This is a genomic window from Sporosarcina sp. Marseille-Q4063 (genome assembly GCF_018309085.1).
Lineage (GTDB): Bacteria > Bacillota > Bacilli > Bacillales_A > Planococcaceae > Sporosarcina.
This window is the reverse complement of the sequence record NZ_CP070502.1, coordinates 731278-749588: the sequence shown is the minus strand read 5'-3', so window position 1 is coordinate 749588 and position 18311 is coordinate 731278. Positions and strand designations below refer to the sequence as shown.

20 protein-coding genes are annotated in these 18311 nt (G+C 39.8%); 16 read left to right on the top strand and 4 right to left on the bottom strand.

Annotated elements, in window-relative coordinates:
• Nucleotides 1–68: 68 nt before the first annotated feature.
• The 7 genes from JSQ81_RS03840 (at nucleotide 69) to rarD (ending at nucleotide 6177) form a co-directional block, all read left to right on the top strand.
• Complete coding sequence (locus tag JSQ81_RS03840) at nucleotides 69–1214, top strand: cysteine desulfurase family protein (protein ID WP_212606409.1); 1146 nt, start codon at nucleotides 69–71, stop codon at nucleotides 1212–1214.
• Nucleotides 1201–2403, top strand: a complete 1203-nt coding sequence (gene thiI / locus JSQ81_RS03835) for a tRNA uracil 4-sulfurtransferase ThiI (protein WP_212606408.1) — start codon at nucleotides 1201–1203, stop codon at nucleotides 2401–2403. Before JSQ81_RS03840 ends, thiI begins: the two co-directional genes overlap by 14 nt.
• A 112-nt stretch (nucleotides 2404–2515) precedes the next feature.
• Nucleotides 2516–2725 carry an alpha/beta-type small acid-soluble spore protein gene (locus JSQ81_RS03830; protein WP_212606407.1) on the top strand — a complete coding sequence of 70 codons (210 nt, stop codon included), beginning with the start codon at nucleotides 2516–2518 and terminating at the stop codon, nucleotides 2723–2725.
• 147 nt (nucleotides 2726–2872) lie between these two features.
• Nucleotides 2873–3082 (top strand): alpha/beta-type small acid-soluble spore protein, encoded by a 210-nt coding sequence (locus JSQ81_RS03825; RefSeq protein ID WP_212606406.1) that lies wholly within the window; start codon nucleotides 2873–2875, stop codon nucleotides 3080–3082.
• A 151-nt stretch (nucleotides 3083–3233) separates the two neighbouring features.
• Complete coding sequence (locus JSQ81_RS03820) at nucleotides 3234–3446, top strand: alpha/beta-type small acid-soluble spore protein (RefSeq protein WP_212606405.1); 213 nt, start codon at nucleotides 3234–3236, stop codon at nucleotides 3444–3446.
• 112 nt (nucleotides 3447–3558) lie between these two features.
• Nucleotides 3559–5127: an acyl-CoA synthetase MbcS gene (gene mbcS, locus JSQ81_RS03815; protein ID WP_212606404.1), complete on the top strand. Its 1569-nt coding sequence runs from the start codon at nucleotides 3559–3561 to the stop codon at nucleotides 5125–5127.
• 144 nt (nucleotides 5128–5271) lie between these two features.
• A complete protein-coding gene (gene rarD / locus JSQ81_RS03810; RefSeq protein WP_212606403.1) occupies nucleotides 5272–6177 on the top strand; it encodes an EamA family transporter RarD in 906 nt (301 codons plus the stop codon).
• A gap of 47 nt (nucleotides 6178–6224) precedes the next feature.
• Here rarD and JSQ81_RS03805 read toward each other — a convergent pair whose 3' ends face one another.
• Entirely contained in the window at nucleotides 6225–7013 is a 789-nt protein-coding gene (locus tag JSQ81_RS03805) for an NAD kinase (RefSeq protein WP_249336705.1), read from the bottom strand.
• Between the two features lie 111 nt (nucleotides 7014–7124).
• Between JSQ81_RS03805 and sppA the strand changes: the two genes are divergently transcribed.
• Genes sppA through JSQ81_RS03780 form a run of 5 tightly spaced genes read left to right on the top strand, consistent with a single transcriptional unit; the run spans nucleotide 7125 to nucleotide 11466 of the window.
• On the top strand, nucleotides 7125–8132 hold the full coding sequence (gene sppA / locus JSQ81_RS03800) for a signal peptide peptidase SppA (protein WP_212606401.1): 1008 nt from the start codon (nucleotides 7125–7127) through the stop codon (nucleotides 8130–8132).
• A 12-nt stretch (nucleotides 8133–8144) separates the two neighbouring features.
• Nucleotides 8145–8735 carry an RDD family protein gene (locus JSQ81_RS03795; protein ID WP_212606400.1) on the top strand — a complete coding sequence of 197 codons (591 nt, stop codon included), beginning with the start codon at nucleotides 8145–8147 and terminating at the stop codon, nucleotides 8733–8735.
• A gap of 32 nt (nucleotides 8736–8767) precedes the next feature.
• A complete protein-coding gene (gene tpx / locus JSQ81_RS03790) occupies nucleotides 8768–9274 on the top strand; it encodes a thiol peroxidase (RefSeq protein ID WP_212606399.1) in 507 nt (168 codons plus the stop codon).
• A 51-nt stretch (nucleotides 9275–9325) separates the two neighbouring features.
• Nucleotides 9326–10237: a class I SAM-dependent methyltransferase gene (locus tag JSQ81_RS03785; RefSeq protein ID WP_212606398.1), complete on the top strand. Its 912-nt coding sequence runs from the start codon at nucleotides 9326–9328 to the stop codon at nucleotides 10235–10237.
• 38 nt (nucleotides 10238–10275) lie between these two features.
• A complete protein-coding gene (locus tag JSQ81_RS03780; protein ID WP_212606397.1) occupies nucleotides 10276–11466 on the top strand; it encodes an acetate kinase in 1191 nt (396 codons plus the stop codon).
• Between the two features lie 57 nt (nucleotides 11467–11523).
• On the opposite strand, the gene JSQ81_RS03775 is transcribed toward JSQ81_RS03780, so the two are convergent.
• A complete protein-coding gene (locus tag JSQ81_RS03775; RefSeq protein WP_212606396.1) occupies nucleotides 11524–11979 on the bottom strand; it encodes a universal stress protein in 456 nt (151 codons plus the stop codon).
• A 234-nt stretch (nucleotides 11980–12213) separates the two neighbouring features.
• Here JSQ81_RS03775 and ald point away from each other — a divergent pair, with 234 nt between their 5' ends.
• A complete protein-coding gene (gene ald / locus JSQ81_RS03770; protein ID WP_212606395.1) occupies nucleotides 12214–13332 on the top strand; it encodes an alanine dehydrogenase in 1119 nt (372 codons plus the stop codon).
• A gap of 276 nt (nucleotides 13333–13608) precedes the next feature.
• Here the strand turns inward: ald and JSQ81_RS03765 are convergent, their stop codons facing one another.
• Nucleotides 13609–14709, bottom strand: coding sequence for a M24 family metallopeptidase (locus JSQ81_RS03765; protein ID WP_249336624.1), 1101 nt, complete (start codon nucleotides 14707–14709; stop codon nucleotides 13609–13611).
• Between the two features lie 118 nt (nucleotides 14710–14827).
• On the opposite strand from JSQ81_RS03765, the gene JSQ81_RS03760 reads away from it, so the two are divergent.
• The gene (locus tag JSQ81_RS03760) at nucleotides 14828–15508 is read left to right on the top strand and encodes a metal-dependent hydrolase (protein ID WP_212606393.1); all 681 of its coding nucleotides are present in this window, start codon (nucleotides 14828–14830) and stop codon (nucleotides 15506–15508) included.
• A 97-nt stretch (nucleotides 15509–15605) separates the two neighbouring features.
• Entirely contained in the window at nucleotides 15606–16913 is a 1308-nt protein-coding gene (locus JSQ81_RS03755; RefSeq protein WP_212606392.1) for a DRTGG domain-containing protein, read from the top strand.
• A 44-nt stretch (nucleotides 16914–16957) separates the two neighbouring features.
• Here JSQ81_RS03755 and JSQ81_RS03750 read toward each other — a convergent pair whose 3' ends face one another.
• A complete protein-coding gene (locus JSQ81_RS03750; RefSeq protein ID WP_212606391.1) occupies nucleotides 16958–17275 on the bottom strand; it encodes a YtpI family protein in 318 nt (105 codons plus the stop codon).
• A 96-nt stretch (nucleotides 17276–17371) separates the two neighbouring features.
• On the opposite strand from JSQ81_RS03750, the gene JSQ81_RS03745 reads away from it, so the two are divergent.
• Nucleotides 17372–18307 (top strand): DHH family phosphoesterase, encoded by a 936-nt coding sequence (locus JSQ81_RS03745; protein WP_212606390.1) that lies wholly within the window; start codon nucleotides 17372–17374, stop codon nucleotides 18305–18307.
• Nucleotides 18308–18311 lie beyond the last annotated feature (4 nt).

Genomic DNA, 18311 nt, shown 5'->3' with positions numbered 1-18311 from the left:
GCTTTGTTACGAAAAGAAGTGAATAACTGTCCATAATCAGGGCAAATAAAAATAAGGAATGGTTTTTCATGATTTATTTAGATAATAGTGCAACGACGGCTCCAAGTGAGGAAGTGCTTTCATCTTTTATCAAAGTGAATAAAAGATTTTATGCCAACGCAGCTTCATTGCACCTTGCTGGAAAAGAAGCGGAAGCGCTTCTCGAAAGATCGCGTGAACAAATACTGTCAATCGTTGGGGCGCCCGACGGACGAGTGATTTTTACTTCCGGCGGAACAGAAGCGAATAATTTAGCGCTATTAGGTTTTGCGCGTAAATTTAAATCTAGGGGAAACCATATCATTACGACGTCAATTGAACATCCTTCAATTATTAATGCCGCTAAGCAACTTGAAAAAGAAGGATTTGTTGTCGATTATTTATCGGTTAATGAATTCGGCATGATTTCAGTGGATGAATTGGCCGAAAAACTTAGAGAAGATACTACCGTAGTAAGCATCATGCATGTGAATAATGAAATAGGAACAATCCAACCTATTGAAGAATGCGCAAAAATAATAAAACAGCATTCTCGCGCAATTTTTCATTCCGATACGGTTCAAAGTATCGGGATGTTGCCAGTTTCAATCGCTGACGAAGGTCCGGATGCGATAACGGTATCTGCTCATAAAATTCACGGGTTAAAAGGCTCTGGCGCTTTAATTACACGTAAAGGTCTGCTTCCAGAATCGATAAATTTTGGCGGGGGACAAGAGTTTGGTATTCGCAGCGGCACGGTATCTGTACCAGATGCGGCGGCTCTTGCTTTAGCTATGCGTCTAATAACTGAGAAAAATACGACTGAAATTTATTCCAACTGGCGACAACGTTTGGTGAATTATATAAAAGATACAAAAGATGTCATCATACTGGCAGAAAAAAATAGCGCACCGCATATATTATCGATTGCCTTTTTTAGAATTAAAGGTGAAGTTGCTGTCAATCATTTTCAGGAAAATGGCATCACTGTTTCTACATCTAGTGCTTGTTCATCGAAAAGTGGACAAGCTGGACATGTAATTGAAGCAATTGGACTAACTGAACCATATAAACAAGGCGTCATTCGCATTAGTTTTGGTGAAAACAATGAATTATCCGATGTGGTGAAATTTGAAAAAGTATTTTCTAGTTTCGTTGACATTTTACAGAGGGGGAAATCAAATGAAATGGAATGAGTTATTAATTCGTTACGGCGAACTTTCATTGAAAGGTCGAAATCGAAATTACTTTGTTCGAAAGTTAAAAAATAATATAGAAACGGCTTTAAGTGATTTAACTTCCTTTGAAATTAAATCTGAACGTGACCGTATGTTTCTATACGCCGATGGCAAGGATGACATGGAAGAAGCGATAAAACGATTACCATTCGTTTTTGGCATCCAATCATTCAGTCCAGTTGCCAAATGTTCAGCAACAATGGATGATATTTTGAAAACTGCGCTAGAAGTTGTAGGTTCAGGCGAAACGAATGGGAAAACATTTAAAGTAGAAATAAGAAGAACCGACAAATCGTTTCCCTTTGTAACAAATGAATTGCAGCAAAAAATCGGGTCGCATGTACTTCGGAATTTTCCGGAACTTACAGTACAAATGAAGAATCCAGATATTTTATTATTTGTAGATATTCGACTAGAAGGGGCTTTCCTGACATCGAAGGTCTATCCAGGTGCTGGCGGAATGCCGGTTGGGTCTAATGGAAGATCGCTTCTTATGTTATCAGGTGGCATTGACAGCCCTGTAGCTGGCTACTTACTGATGAAACGCGGCGTTGCAATTGACGCGATTCATTTTGAAAGTCCACCGTTTACAAGTGAACTTGCAAAACAAAAAGTGATTGATCTTGCTGAAAAATTAAGTTCTTTCGGTTCTTCCGTTAGACTTCATGTAATACCTTTTACCGAACTCCAACAATTGATTGTTAACAAAATTCCTGACGGCGAATTAATGACGACAACTCGAAGAATAATGATGCAAATAGCTGATAAAGTCCGTGTAGAAGCTGACGCATTAGGTATTATTTCGGGAGAAAGCCTGGGTCAAGTAGCGAGTCAGACGCTCGATAGCTTAACTGCAATTAACGCGGTAACGTCAACGCCCGTATTACGCCCGTTAATTTCATTTGATAAGCTTGAAATTATCGATTTAGCAACCAAAATTGGAACGTATGATATTTCCATTCGTCCCTATGAAGACTGTTGCACAATTTTTACGCCAGCTAAACCTAAAACAAAACCAAAGTTAGAAAAGGTTAAGCACTACGAAAGTTTTGTTGATTTTGAACCACTTATTGAAGAAGCGATCAACGAACGAAAGATTTATCATTTACCGAGACAAGAGAAAGACGAGTTTGCTGACTTTCTGTAATAATCTTGGCCGTTTTTTAGTTGGTTTTTCTAAAAGAATAAATTACCAATAAAACGACACGCATGATTTTTTCATTCCGGTGCATTCTATATGTCACAAGGAGGTGTTAGTCATGCCAAACAACAACAGCGGTAACTCAAACCAACTTCTAGTTCCAGGAGTAAGACAGGCACTTGATCAAATGAAGAACGAAATTGCTTCAGAGTTCGGTGTTCAAATGGGACCAGACACGACATCGCGTGCCAACGGATCCGTCGGCGGAGAAATTACAAAGCGATTAGTTCGTCAAGCCCAATCACAAATGAGCGGAAAACAACAATAACCATTAATTAAGTAAATGAAAGCCGTCTCGGAATTTATTCCGGGGCGGTTTTTTAAATATCCAGCTGCTCTAAGTTTACTGATAAATAGTGTTTTGCATGATTTTTTCATTCCTGTGCATTCTATATTTTATAAGGAGGTGTTAGTCATGCCAAACAGTGGTGGTAACTCAAACCAACTTCTAGTACCAGGAGTAAGACAGGCACTCGATCAAATGAAAAACGAAATCGCATCAGAGTTCGGAGTTCAAATGGGATCAGATACGACGTCGCGTGCCAACGGATCCGTCGGCGGAGAAATAACTAAGCGATTAGTTCGTCAAGCCCAATCACAAATGAGTGGACAACAAAACCAATAATTAACTAAATGAAGGCCGTCTCGGAATTTATTCCGGGGCGTTTTTTAAAAGTTTTTTGACTTATTGAGCTGCCTCGAGTTTACTAAGAATTCATGTTGTGTATGATTTTTTCATCCCGGTGCATTCTATATGTCACAAGGAGGTGTTAGTCATGCCAAACAGTGGTGGAAACAACTCAAACCAACTTCTAGTACCAGGAGTCAGACAGGCACTTGATCAAATGAAGAACGAAATTGCTTCAGAGTTCGGTGTTCAAATGGGACCAGACACGACATCGCGTGCCAACGGATCCGTCGGCGGAGAAATTACAAAGCGATTAGTCCGTCAAGCCCAATCACAAATGAGTGGAAATCAAAACCAATAATTAAGTAAATGAAAGCCGTCTCGGAATTTATTCCGGGGCGGTTTTTTAAAGTTTTTTTGAAATATCCAGCTGCTCTTAGTATACTTAGATTATTACGAAGGGAGGAAATATTATGAATCGCGAACAACTAGTTGCACCCGAACAATATAACCTTGTTAGTGAGTTTGAAAAGTATGCTAACAATAAAAGTTTAAAGGCACTTATATACATAAACTCAAAAGGTGAAAAGAAAGAAATTACTTATGAAGAGCTTATTAATTTGTCCAATCAAGCTGCAAACGTTTTTACGGAGAATGGGTTAAACAAAGGTGATGTCGTGTTGGTTATGGTGCCTCGGTTAATCGAAGCATACGTCACCTATATTGGCGCACTAAAAGCGGGTCTAGTTGTCATACCAAGTTCTGAAATGCTCAGACCTTCGGATATTGATTATCGTTTGGTCCATAGTAATGCGAAAGCAATCGTTTCGTTTGACGCCTTTTCAAGTCAATTTAATGACGTGAAAAATATGGAAGGTGTTCAACATTTCGTTATTGGAAAAGCAAAAAACGATGAAAAATCGTTGACTGATTTATTGGCGCATGCTTCAACTGATTTTGCAGGACCTGAAACAAAAAGTTCAGATATGGCATTTCTATCGTATACTTCAGGAACAACAGGGTCACCAAAGGGAGTTGTACATACGCACGCTTGGGCATACGCTCATTTAAGAACTACTGGGGCAAACTGGCTTGGTATTGAAGAGAATGATGTCGTATGGGCTACTGCGGCACCTGGATGGCAAAAATGGATTTGGACACCATTTCTATCTGTTCTTGGCAGCGGTGCAACGGGACTGGTTTACGACGGCAAGTTCGACGCAGAAACGTATTTTAATTTAATTAAAGAAAACAATGTAAATGTTTTATGTTGCACACCGACTGAATATCGCTTCATGGCCATTGTAGAAAATCTTCAAGACCATGATTTATCATCGATTCGAAGTGCTGTGTCTGCCGGTGAACCGCTTAATCAAGAAGTTGTTACTACTTTCCAAGAAAGTTTTTCATTAGAAGTAAGAGATGGCTACGGGCAAACTGAAAATACATTACTCGTAGGCACGATGGTTGGTATGGAAGCTAGAGCAGGATCGATGGGTAAACCAACACCAGGAAATCGTGTGGAAATCATTAATGACCAAGGAAAACCAGCGTCAGCAGGAGAAGTCGGCGACATCGCGGTTCATGTATCGACACCCGCTTTGTTCAAAGAATATTTAAACGATCCTGAAAGAACGAGCATGCAATTTCGCGGCGATTACTACGTAACCGGCGACCGAGCAAAAATGGACGAAGATGGCTACTTTTGGTTTGAAGGACGCGGCGACGACATCATCATAAGCTCCGGTTACACAATAGGGCCATTCGAGGTTGAAGAAGCATTGCTGCAACACAAGGCAATTAAAGAATGCGCAGTTGTAGCAAGCCCGGACGCAACCCGCGGAAATATCGTAAAAGCCTTTATCGTACTTCGCGATCCAAGCAGAAAAAATGAAGAGGGCTTGGCAAAAGAAATTCAAGACCATGTAAAATCACTAACAGCACCATACAAATACCCGCGTAAAATCGAATTCATCGACGAAATGCCAAAAACAGCATCAGGTAAAATCATGCGTGTTGAACTACGTAAAAAAGAACAATAAATCTTTTTTGCTTTTGGGGCTTTTTAGGTGAGGAGTTTTTACGATTATTTTTGGGAAATCAACGGATCCGTGTCAAAGATTTCTCATTTATGTAGAAGCCCCAAAAGTTTTTCTTGAATTTCATAACGCGAGGTGAATGGTCAATTGGGAAAAGAAAAAAGTGGCGTCCTATTGGCTATTTCTTCTTATTTAATATGGGGGATATTGCCGGTGTATTGGAAAAGCATCGATAACGTACCAAGTGCGGAAATACTACTTAGCCGTATTGTTTGGGCTTTCATTTCAACGCTATTGCTCATATTACTTTTGAAAAACGGTCGATACTTATTTGAAGACATAAAAAGGCTTTGGAAATCCCAACTTAACTTTTGGTTGCTATTTCTTGCCTCAGTCCTAATATCAGGGAATTGGTTCCTTTACATATGGGCCGTTAATAACGGCTACCTTGTTCAAACAAGCCTTGGTTATTATATAAACCCATTAATTTCAGTTTTGCTTGGCGTCTTTTTCTTGAAAGAAAAGCTATCGTACGCACAAAAAGCTGCTTTTATCCTAGCAACGATTGGCGTTTTCATCCTTACATTCTCATACGGTCAGTTTCCATGGCTTTCTTTCGTGCTCGCGATAAGTTTTGCTGTGTACGGGCTCCTGAAAAAACAAATTAAATTGGACGCATTGCGCGGATTGACGATTGAAACGTTCTTTATTACACCACTTGCTTTAGTTTTTTACATTTGGTTATTCATAGATAACCAAGCAGTCTTTCTGCATTCGGACATAAAAACAGATACATTACTCATATTTACAGGTGTAGCAACAGCGCTTCCACTCGTATTATTTGCGAAAGGTGCGCAGAGAATACCCTTATATATGGTAGGATTTCTACAATTTATCGCGCCAACCATGATGTTGTTTCTCGGCGTGATTATTTATAAAGAAAGCTTTGGGCAAGTTGACTTAATTTCATTTATATTCATCTGGATAGGACTAATAGTGTTCACATATTCGAAAGTAATTGAAATGTTGAAGATGAAAAAAGCCGCCATATGAATGGACGGCTTTTTCTTATCTAGCTCCAGGCGCCCAGCACTTTTGTTCTATAAGTGGATACGCTGTACTTTTTCCCAAAATGAATTGTCTTTTAATTTAACCGTTTTAATGGTTTTATCGCTTAATTCAATTTTCAGGTTCTCAACTTTTCGAACACCGAGCGCTTCATTATCTGCTGCCATAAGCGGGAAGTCATTTCCATCTTGATGAACATGCAGTTTCAATTTTCGTTCACCACTTAGGATAAACGGTGATCCAAGTGTCCGGTACTTATTATTATTCACTGAAGCGAGTTCAGTCACTTGAAAACAATTTAATAATGGGTCCACGACAGCCCCTTTGACGGATTTATTGTAAGCGGTACTCCCCGTTGGAGTCGAAATAATTAGTCCGTCGCCAAGGAATGTTTCAAAAAGTTTATCGTCAATAATGACATCCAGGACAAATGTCCGGATAATATTTGAACGTATACTAAACTCATTTAAACAATAAAATTGACGGTGTTCGTCAATTGTCACTTCAATCAATGGGTATCGTCTGACTTCAAGTTTTGAATCTCGGATGGCCTGTGTCATTTCATACAGGTTATTATAATGGAAATCGCAGTACAAACTATGCTTCCCGCTAGTTGAAATTCCTGCATAAAGGCAATCTTGTCTAAAACCAGTTTTACGTACCGCTTGTAGGAAAGAACCATCGCCACCAATACTAATGATAATATTAGCGGAGTTAAAATCATCAGTTATTGTGAAACCTTCATGTGTAAGGGAATCTTCCACCATTGATTTTTTACTACGTGAGTCTTTATCATGTTTACTATAAATATAAACATTCATTCTGTTTGTCACCTTGTACAACTCCTTTTGTTTAAGCTATGATTATTCTAGCATGAATGAAACATTTTGCGTACAAACACGTATTTAGGTAAAAATAAGGGGGAAATTTAAATGACAACAAAACGATGGGTTGCAATCATCGTCGCATCAGCACTTTTATTTGTTTCAATCGGCATCAACACATTATCGTACATTTTTTCGAAAGATGTAGCGGGATTATTTGAGGAATTGGCTGCGCCGTCTTCTGCGGGCTATGGTCAACTGATTATTGAGGAAGGCGGTAAGGATCAAATCGCTGTTCTTTCATTGGATGGTGTTATTCAAGATACCGGAAACGCATCTCCATTTTTTATGGATGGTTACAATCACCAATTCTTTATGAATCAATTATTCGAAATCAATGAAGACCCTTCAATTAAAGGCGTGGTCCTGAAAGTGAATTCGCCAGGCGGCGGAGTTGTCGAATCAGCAGAAATTTACGATGCCATTCGTACAATCCAAGAAAATCGCGAAATACCTGTTTATGTATCTATGGGGGGAATGGCAGCATCAGGGGGCTATTATGTAGCTGCACCCGCGGATAAAATATTCGTGAATCATGAAACGATTACCGGTTCAATCGGCGTCATTATGGAAAGCGTGAACTATGCTGGGCTAGCCGAGAAGTACGGTATTGAATTCAATACAATTAAAACGGGACCTTATAAAGATATTATGAGTGGTTCGCGTAAAATGACTGCTGAAGAACATGAAATGCTTCAGGAAATGATTAATGACTCATATGAAAGGTTTGTAGACATAATCGTAGATGGTCGCAGCATGAGTAAAGCGGAAGTAAAAAAAGTAGCGGATGGCCGGATTATGAATGGTCGTCAAGCAATTGAAACCGGCCTAGCGGATGAGTACGGCAAAGCTAGCGATGTTATTGCTGCTCTGCAAGAAGATCATAAACTTGAAAAAGCAACTGTTTTTGAATACACGATGAATGATAGCTGGAGTTCATTATTCGGACTTAAAGCGAAATCGTTCTTCGGCGGAAACCTTGAATCGGAACTGATTGGCAAATTATTGTCCGATTACAATGCACCGAGAATGATGTATTTATATGGTGAAAAATAAGGAGGGCTAGGCATGTCGGAACAAAATGAGTTTGAAACTAATCCGGTTGTCGAATCCCCATTAAATGAATTCGCGCCGGAAAAAGAATTGACAATAGAAAATAGCGAGTATCATCAAAAATTAGCAGGGTTTTGGACACGGTTTTGGGCGTATACGATTGATATCATAGTTCTGTATGCCATAAGCGGTATTTTAATAAAACCTGTTTTCAGAGTGTTTAACTTGCCTATCGAAAATCCATCATTTTTATTTTTCACAACTTATAAAGCGACAATACTTATCGTGCTACTTCTGTACTTTGCATTAATGACAAAGTATTTACAGCAAACGGTTGGGAAAATAATCATGGGGATTAAAGTTGTATCGAATGATGATTCACAACTAACATGGAATACGATCATCTTTCGTGAACTGATTGGAAGATTTATCTCGAAACTGTTAGTCATTCCTTACTTGCTTGTGGCGTTCACTCCCAAAAAAGAAGCCTTGCATGACATCTTCGCAGATACGCATGTGGTTCATGAAGATGCTTATGAGAAGAAGCATTTACACAACCTGATGAAAAATAGGGGCGAACAGTTGCCAGGCGGGACTGTCATTTAGTAAGATAAGTGAAGAAAGGGAGGCGTTTATTAATGGTAAAAGTTACATTTGGGAACGATCCTGTTACATTGATCGGAAATGAGGTTAAAGTTGGTGACAGCGCACCAGACTTTACAGTGTTGACAACCGATCTAAAACCAGTCTCACTAGCTGACACCAAAGGAAAGGTACGACTTATAAGTGTTGTTCCTTCAATTGATACAGGTGTCTGTTCAAAACAAACACAAAAATTTAATGAAGAAGCTTCATCACTCGGAGAAGATGTTCGCGTACTAACAATTTCAGTGGACCTGCCATTTGCACAAAAACGTTGGAGCGAAGCAGGAGGAATTGATACATTACAAATGCTTTCCGACCACCGAGACTTTTCATTCGGCGAAGCTTATGGTGTTGGTATTGAGGAACTTAGGCTACTAGCACGTTCAATCTTCGTAGTCGATCAAGATGATAAAGTAACTTATGTTGAGTACGTACCAGAAGTAACTGATCATCCGGATTACGAAAAAGCACTTGAAGCAGTAAAAGCCGCTACAAAATAATTAACGAACCCACTCGGAAACGGGTGGGTTTTGTAAGTCGAGGGATAGCAAATGACGAACACAGAAAATATATTTAATTTTATTGATCAATATGCCGAAAAAACGGATTCGCTCTATTTGGAAGCAATCATAGAAGCATGCAATGATTGGATTGAGGGTAGTGAAGCGCCAACTTTAACGGCCGACGTGTCGAAGGAAGAAATTAGGCGAGGAATACAATTAGCCGTATTAAAAGGCATGAAGCAAAGCGCTCAACCGAACCATCAAATGACGCCAGATTCGATTGGGTTATTAATCGGGCATATTACGAGCAAACTAGTAGGCGATAAAGAAAACATCACATTATTGGAACCCGCGGTCGGAACGGGCAACTTACTTTTTTCGGTCATGAATACTATGGATAAGAATGTCTCGGCGAGCGCGGTAGAAATTGATGAATTGCTTGTGAGACTTTCAGCTGTACTTGCTGAATTACTTGAACATCCAGTGATATACTTAGTTCAAGATGCTTTACGACCGCTTTTAATCGATCCGGTAGATATTGCGATTAGCGACTTGCCTGTCGGTTATTATCCAGACGATGACAATGCTTTGAACTTTGAGCTTATGGCTGAAGAAGGACATGCGTTTTCGCACCATTTGTTTATTGAACAGTCCATGAATCATACAAAACCTGGGGGCTACGGAATTTTCGTCATTCCTGCGAATTTATTCGAATCTGAACAAGCCGCTAAACTCCATCCGTTTTTAAAACAAAAAGCGATTATTCGTGCGCTCATTCAACTGCCCGCGACATTATTTAAAAATGTTGCCCATGAAAAAAGCATCTTAATTCTACAGAAGCCATTTCTTGAAACAAAACCCTTAACAGACGTCTTATTAGCGCAAGTGCCAAACATGTCAGATAAAAATGCAATGGCTCGTTTTCTTCAAGAGATTGATGAATGGGCTGAAAAAGGTTAAATTTAAAAAGTTTAGTAACAATTAAGGAGTCGTTTTTTATGCCAATTATTTTAGCAATCAACGCAGGGAGTTCATCTTTAAAATTCCAACTTCTAGATATGCCATCTGAGGTAGTAACTGCGAAAGGCCAAATTGAACGAATAGGTATGACTGATTCAACGTTTTCAATTAAATCTGAACTTGGAAAAACGGAGACAGAACAAAATATTAAAGACCACGCGGAAGCAGTAAACTTACTTTTAGATATGTTGATAAAAGAGGGTATTGTAAAATCATATGATGAAATTGATGGTGTGGGACACCGTGTCGTTCATGGTGGGGAAGTGTTTAGCGATTCAGTCTTAATTACCGATGAGATTCTAGAAAAACTTGAAACATTATCTCATTTAGCGCCGTTACATAATCCGGCGAATATGGTTGGTATTAAAGAATTTAAAAAGGCATTGCCTTCGGTACCAGCCGTTGCAATTTTTGATACAGCGTTTCATCAGACAATGCCAGAAAGTTCGTTTCTTTATCCTTTGCCATACGAATACTATGAAAAGTATGGGATTCGTAAATACGGCTTTCACGGAACAAGCCATAAGTATGTGACTGAGCGGGCGGCTGAAATTTTAAATCGTCCACTTGAAACAACACGTCTTATTTCATGTCACCTTGGAAATGGCGCAAGTATCGCCGCAGTTCAAGGCGGGGAATCATTAGACACATCAATGGGTTTCACGCCGCTTGCAGGAGTAACTATGGGTACGCGGTCCGGGAATATCGACCCAGCGTTAATTCCTTATATTATGGAACAAACGGGGAAATCGGTAGAAGAAGTACTTAATGTGTTAAATAAAGAATCGGGTATGCTTGCCATGTCCGGATTCTCAAGTGATCTTCGTGACATCGAAATCGAAGCCAACAAAGGCAATAAGCGTGCTCAACTTGCACTCGATGTATTTGCAGATCGCATTCACAAATATATCGGTTCTTATGCTGCACGAATGGGCGGCGTCGATGCAATCATCTTTACAGCCGGCATTGGTGAAAATTCAGATACAATTCGGGCAAAAGTAATCGAGGGCTTGGAATTCATGGGCGTATACTGCGACCCGGATTTGAACAATATCCGTGGAGAAGAAGTATATATCAGCCACCCATATTCACCAGTAAAAGTCCTGGTCATTCCAACAAACGAAGAAGTAATGCTTGCACGGGATACCATGCGCGTTGCGGGATTGTAAATCGCTCAATATTAATGAAAACGAGTTGTTCCAAAAACGGAACAACTCGTTTTATTATTATTTCAATTCTTCTTCTGGTGTTCGTATGACTAACACGTCACATTTAGCAGAACGAACAATGTTTTCAGAAACACTACCAATTAGGAAGCGCTCAACTGCATTAAGTCCGGTCGCGCCACAGATAATTAAATCTGCTTGAATTTTTTTAGATAAATCTTTCGATATCATTGTTTTAGGAGAACCGTATTCAACAATGATGTTTACATTTTCTAGTCCAGTTGCCAAAGCCTTTAATCTATATTCTTCCAGTAACTCAGTCGCAAATGATTGTGCACGTTCAGCGATTGAACGATCATATGCCTCTACGGCTGCGTAAGAACGTGTGTCAATAATGTTCACTAGATTTAATGTCGCATTGTTTCTGCCAGCGATACCGACTGACTTTTTAAACGCCCACTCGGATTCCTTTGAACCATCAACAGCAACAATGATTTGGTTATATTGTAATGTCATTTCTAATTCCTCCATTCCCTTATACTATATATACCTTCTATAAAGAAATATAAAACCCTTTTTACCAATAAAATTTTTCGTCAAATCATGACAAATTTGTGAATGACATAAGATATTATCGAATTTGCATAAGAATTAGTATGAAACAAGCATTATTAGATTATTTCTGTTAATATGAAAAGCAGTTGTCTACATAGGAAAGACAGTAAGTTATTCTTCATAGGAGGGTACGAAATGCGAATTGGAGTTCCGAAAGAAATACTAAATAATGAAAACCGCGTAGCTATGACTCCAGCCGGCGCTTTCACATTAAAAACAGCTGGTCATGAAGTGTTCATTGAAACAGGTGCTGGCCTCGGGTCAAACTTTACAGACGAGGATTATGCTGAGGTTGGCGCAACTATCGTCTCTACAGCTAAAGAAGCATGGGATGCAGAATTGATCATGAAAGTAAAAGAGCCAAAGAAAGTTGAATATGATTATTTCCGTGAAGGTCAAATTATTTTCACATATTTTCACCTTGCACAAGAAGCTGAATTGACAAAAGAATTAATTGATAAAAAAGTAACTGGAATTGCCTATGAAACGGTACAACTTCCAAATAATTCACTGCCATTACTTGCACCGATGAGTGAAGTCGCCGGACGTATGGCAACCCAAATCGGTTCGCAGTTTCTCCAGAAAACAAATGGCGGCAAGGGTATTCTTCTGGGAGGAATTCCAGGAGTCTCCCGCGCTAAAGTAACCATAATCGGGGGAGGCATGGCAGGCACGACTGCAGCACGAGTCGCAGTCGGAATGGGTGCTCAAGTAACCATTCTTGACCTCTCAGTCGAGCGGCTTCGCCAGTTAGAGGAAATGTTCGGGAATGATATTCAAACACTCGTTTCCAATCCATTTACGATTGCTGAGGCAGTGAAAGAAGCAGATCTTGTAATAGGGGCAGTTCTAATCCCGGGCGCTAGAGCACCTAAACTAGTTTCTGAGGAAATGGTTAAATCGATGAGTCCTGGTTCGGTCCTCGTTGACATCGCGATAGACCAAGGCGGTATATTTGAAACTTCCGACCGGGTTACGACACATGATGAGCCAACTTATGTCAAACACGGTGTTGTCCATTATGCAGTTGCAAACATGCCCGGGGCTGTTCCAAGAACATCGACGCTTGGTTTAACAAACAACACTGTACAATACGCCCTGCAAATTGCCAACAAAGGCATCAAGCAAGCTAGTCTTGACAATCTAGCGCTGCAAAAGGGGATCAACACATACAATGGCTTCGTAACGTATCAAGCAGTAGCAGAAGCCCAAGATCTTGAATATGTTCCGGTAGAATCATTATTAACAGAATAAACAAAGGCTGCCGCCAACTGGCAGCTTTTTTAATTTTGGACGAAGACTTTCCGCGGACATCACAATGGTTTTCGTGCGGGTAGAAGGTCCTGACTTGCAAGCAAAATTTTTTGAGTGCAAGCAAACTACACTCAAGTGCAAGTAACTGTCAGAAGTGTGCAAGTAAATCACTCCTAAGTGCAAGCAAACCCCATCAGAGTGCAAGCAAAATTAACTACAAAAAAACCGAGTGCTTGAACAATAAACCATTCAAGCACCCGGTAAGATTTCTACTTATTACTTCGGTTCAATAATTTGAAGTTCTTTTGGAAACTTAGTAAGAACCTCGACTCCGTCAGCTGTAACAACAACATCATCTTCAATACGAACGCCAGTTACATCTGATTTGTAGATTCCAGGTTCGATTGTAAAGACCATGCCTTCTTCTAACTTCATTTCATTTGCGCCAGTTATTGAAGGATATTCATGAACGGAAATGCCAAGGCCGTGTCCGATCCGGTGCGTGAAATATTCGCCAAATCCGGCATCATCGATAATGTTTCGCGCCGCTTTGTCGATTTCTTTTGCTTTAACGCCAGGTCGAACTAAATCGACAGCTGCTTGTTCTGCTTTTTTGACCGTTTCATAAATTTCTCGTTTTGCTGCAGTCGGTTCGCCGAATGCGACAGTTCTTGTGATATCGGAACAATAGCCGTTGTAAACAACGCCCAGATCGAACAGTATGAAATCGCCTTGCTCAATTTTACGATCTCCAGGAACACCATGAGGAGAGGCGGTTTTTGGACCAGAAAGCACCATCGTTTCAAACGACATTTTTTGTACGCCTTTTTTCTTCATTTCAAATTCAATCGCCATCAAAATTTCAAGCTCTGTTTTACCTTCCGCAATTTCACGACAGCCAACTTCAATTGCATAATCAGCAAGTTCAGCCGCTATCCGCAGGTTTGCAAGTTCTTCTTCGTTTTTAATGACTCTCATGCTGTTTAGCTTTTCATCGAGTCGATGGAATGTAGCACCTTGGAATAAATCCGTCATGCGCTCCAATCTTTCAACCGTCAAATGGGATTTTTCAATGGCGACTGATGCAGGAGTCGAACCACGTTGCTTAACTGCTTTTAACACAACATCCCATGCATCCTCAGTGTCGACATGACCGACAACTTCATGTGACCATCCCGTTGCTTTCACATCTGGAACTTCCATTAATGGACAGATGAGAAAAGGGTCTGCGTCTTTAAATAGCATGACACCTAAAAGCCTTTCATGTGGCGTGCTGTCGAATCCGGATATGTAAAAAACATTATCAGGTGTCGTAATAAAAGCCGCGTCAATGTCTTGTTCTTGTAAAAACTTTTGAATTTCTGTTACGTTAGTCAATGTAGTAGCCTCCTTATGTTCTAGCTTAATCATACCAAAAAAGAGGTATTTACGACAGTGTATAGAAGGTAAGAGAGTGAAGCAATTTATCTCGAATTATTAAATGGAGGGAATTTAAATGCAAATTTCATATCATGGTCATTCAGTTGTCAAAATAAAAACGGGTGAATTTACGATATTAATAGATCCATTCATTAATGGGAATAAGTTAACGGATCTTGTCGTTGAAGACGAGAAACCCGATGTCATTCTGCTAACTCATGGACATAATGATCACGTCGGCGACACTGTGGAAATTGCGAAAGCGAGCGATGCACTTGTTGTGGCACCGAATGAGTTAGCAGTTTATATGGGCTTACAAGGTCTTCGGACGCACGGCATGAATTTGGGCGGCGCGAAAGAGTTCGAATTTGGAACTGTGAAATTCACACAAGCATTTCATAGTTCGTCCTATCAAACAGAAGATAATGAGTTTATTTACACAGGAATGCCTGCAGGGATTTTATTCACAGCTGAAGGGAAAACAGTATATCACGCCGGGGACACGGCAGTTTTTGGAGATATGGAGTTAATCGGAAAGCGGCATCCTATCGACGTTGCATTTCTGCCAATTGGCGATAACTTTACGATGGGTCCTGAAGATGCAGCCTATGCGGTTAAACTATTAAATCCAAAATTAACAATTCCGGTACATTTCAATACATTTCCGCCAATTGAACAAGATCCCGAAGTCTTTAAAGCACTTGTGCTAAGGCATGAAGTGAAGATAATGGCGGCGGGCGACATGTTCGAATGCTAAATTCACGGTCCGGCCCTTATCTTTAAGTGGCCGGATCGTTTTTATTTTAATTTGTGGTAGAATAGACAGTAGATACCACCAAAGAAAAGGTGAAGAAATGTCGACTAAACATGAATTAATATTACGGTATATAAAAGGCCTTGCAGTTGGAGAAAAAATATCTGTTCGCCAAGTTGCGAAGGAATTGTCTGTTAGTGATGGAACTGCCTATCGCGCAATCAAAGAGGCAGAAAATCGCAAATTAGTCAATACGATTGAACGCGTTGGAACAATCCGAATTGAAAAGAAAAAAAGAGAAAGCATAGAACGTTTAACATTTGCAGAAGTGTTGAATATCGTAGATGGACAAGTGCTCGGCGGACGTGCGGGTTTACATAAAACACTTACAAAATTCGTTATCGGGGCTATGCAATTAGGGGATATGATGCGCTACATTGAAGCGGGAAGTCTCTTGATTGTCGGAAACCGAATGAAAGCCCATGAAATTGCGCTGATGGCCGGGGCAGCGGTACTTGTAACTGGCGGCTTTGACGCAACAGATGAAGTGAAAAAGTTGGCGGATGAATTGGAACTCCCGATTATCTCGTCTAGTTATGATTCATTTACAGTGGCAACGATGCTGAATCGCGCTATCTATGATCAGTTGATTGAAAAAGAAATCCTGCTAGCGGTTGATATATTAACACCTTTATCTGAAACAGTCGTATTGTCGATTAAAGATACAGTAAAGGATTTTAATAATCGCAATAAAAATACAGGGCATTTAGGGTATCCTGTTATTAATCTTAAAGATAAATTAGTCGGTATTGTTACCTCGAGGGACACCATTGGAAAAGCTGATGAAGAAAAAATTGAAAAGGTCATGACACGTGATCCGATAACAGTCACTGAAAATACAAGTGTAGCTGCTGCGGCGCATAGTATGATTTGGGAAGGGATAGATTTACTGCCCGTTGTAAATGAAATGGGTGAGTTCATCGGAATCGTTTCTCGCGAAGATGTTCTAAAATCGTTTCAAACTGCACAACGACAACCCCACCAAGGTGAAACCATCGATGACATTGTTAAAAAACAAATAAAAGTCGTCAAAGGTGATATCCCTTCAATTGAATTTACAGTTATTCCTCAGTTGACGAATCAGTTTGGATCGTTATCAAGCGGTGCCATGATGACTTTACTGACAGAAGCGGGAAATCGGGCGATTAAAATGCAGAAACGCGGAGAAGGAATCGCAGAAAATGTTTCCTTATATTTTATTCAACCTGTTCAACTCGGTACTGTCGTGAGCGTGTATCCTAGAATACTACAAATGAGTCGACGATTTGTTAAAGTGGATTTTGATGTATTTGCAGATGATGAACTGGTTGCCAAGGCGATGGTCATGTATCAATTATTCGAAAGATAAGATTTCAATTTTTCGAACAAAAAAACTAATGCATGATGAATGCACTAGTTAATCGGATTTATTTCTTCTTCTTCAATAACGAACTTTTTATAATGTGCATAACCGCGATAATTCACGATTAATACATATAAGCCGAGTGCAATAAAAATTGCGGCAACAATATAGTTTGCAACCTTATCAAATAAGATGACTTGGTTTATTCCGAAAAACAAAAGAAATCCTCCAAGTGAGGCTCCAGCCATGCTCGCATACATTTTTTTTCGGATTGGATGCATATGCGATGTTCTGAATTGCCGCATCTTAAAATAGATGTAATAAACAACAGAAACAATAATTAAAAATACAAGTATGTAATTTAACATGTAAGTCCGCCCTCCATAACTAAAAACTTAACTCTTATTGTATCGACTTTTGGAACGGAATGCGACTGGAATATATTTTACTCGGAGGAATTTAGGATGAAAAGACAAATCATAGACACAATTGAGAAGTACGAAACAATCATTATTCACCGTCATATTCGGCCGGATCCGGATGCTTATGGCTCGCAAATTGGCTTGAAAGAACTTATTTTAGAAAATTATCCTGATAAAAAAGTTTTTGCTGCCGGGGAACATGAAGAATCGCTTACATACCTGGCTGTTCCGGACGTTGTGGCTCGTTCATTGTATAAGGATGCGCTTGTTATTGTTACGGATACCGGGAACACAGAAAGAATCGACGGGGAGTTTTACACAGAAGGCGCGCTTCTTATGAAAATTGATCATCACCCGGATGCAGATCCATATGGGGATATTAAATGGGTAGATACAAGTGCGAGTTCGACTTCAGAAATGATTGCATCATTATTTGAATACGCAAAGAAAAAGAACAACTGGACATTGCCGGTTACATCAGCGAGATTACTTTTTGCGGGTATTGTCGGAGATACGGGTCGGTTTATGTTTCCAAGCGCAACCGTCAAAACATTTGATATGGCAAGTGAACTTATTAAATACGAATTTAGTCGAGAAGATCTTTTTGCTGGAATGTATGAAGTCGATCGTAAAATTCTTCATCTTCAAGGCTATATTTATCAAAATTTCGAAATTGACGAAAACGGTGCCGCTTTTATCAAACTTGATAAAGCGACGCTTGAAAAGTTTAATGTTACACCGATTGAAACATCACAACTCGGCGGTTCATTGGGAGAAGTGAAAGGTATTCGTGCATGGGCAATATTAATTGAAGAAGAAAATCAAATTCGTGTACGATTACGCTCTAAAGGACCTATTATTAATACGCTTGCGGCACAATTTAACGGCGGGGGGCATCCGCTAGCTTCGGGAGCTTCTGTTTACTCTTGGGAAGAAGCGGACGTATTAATCGGCAAACTGCAACAACTGTGCAAATGAAAAA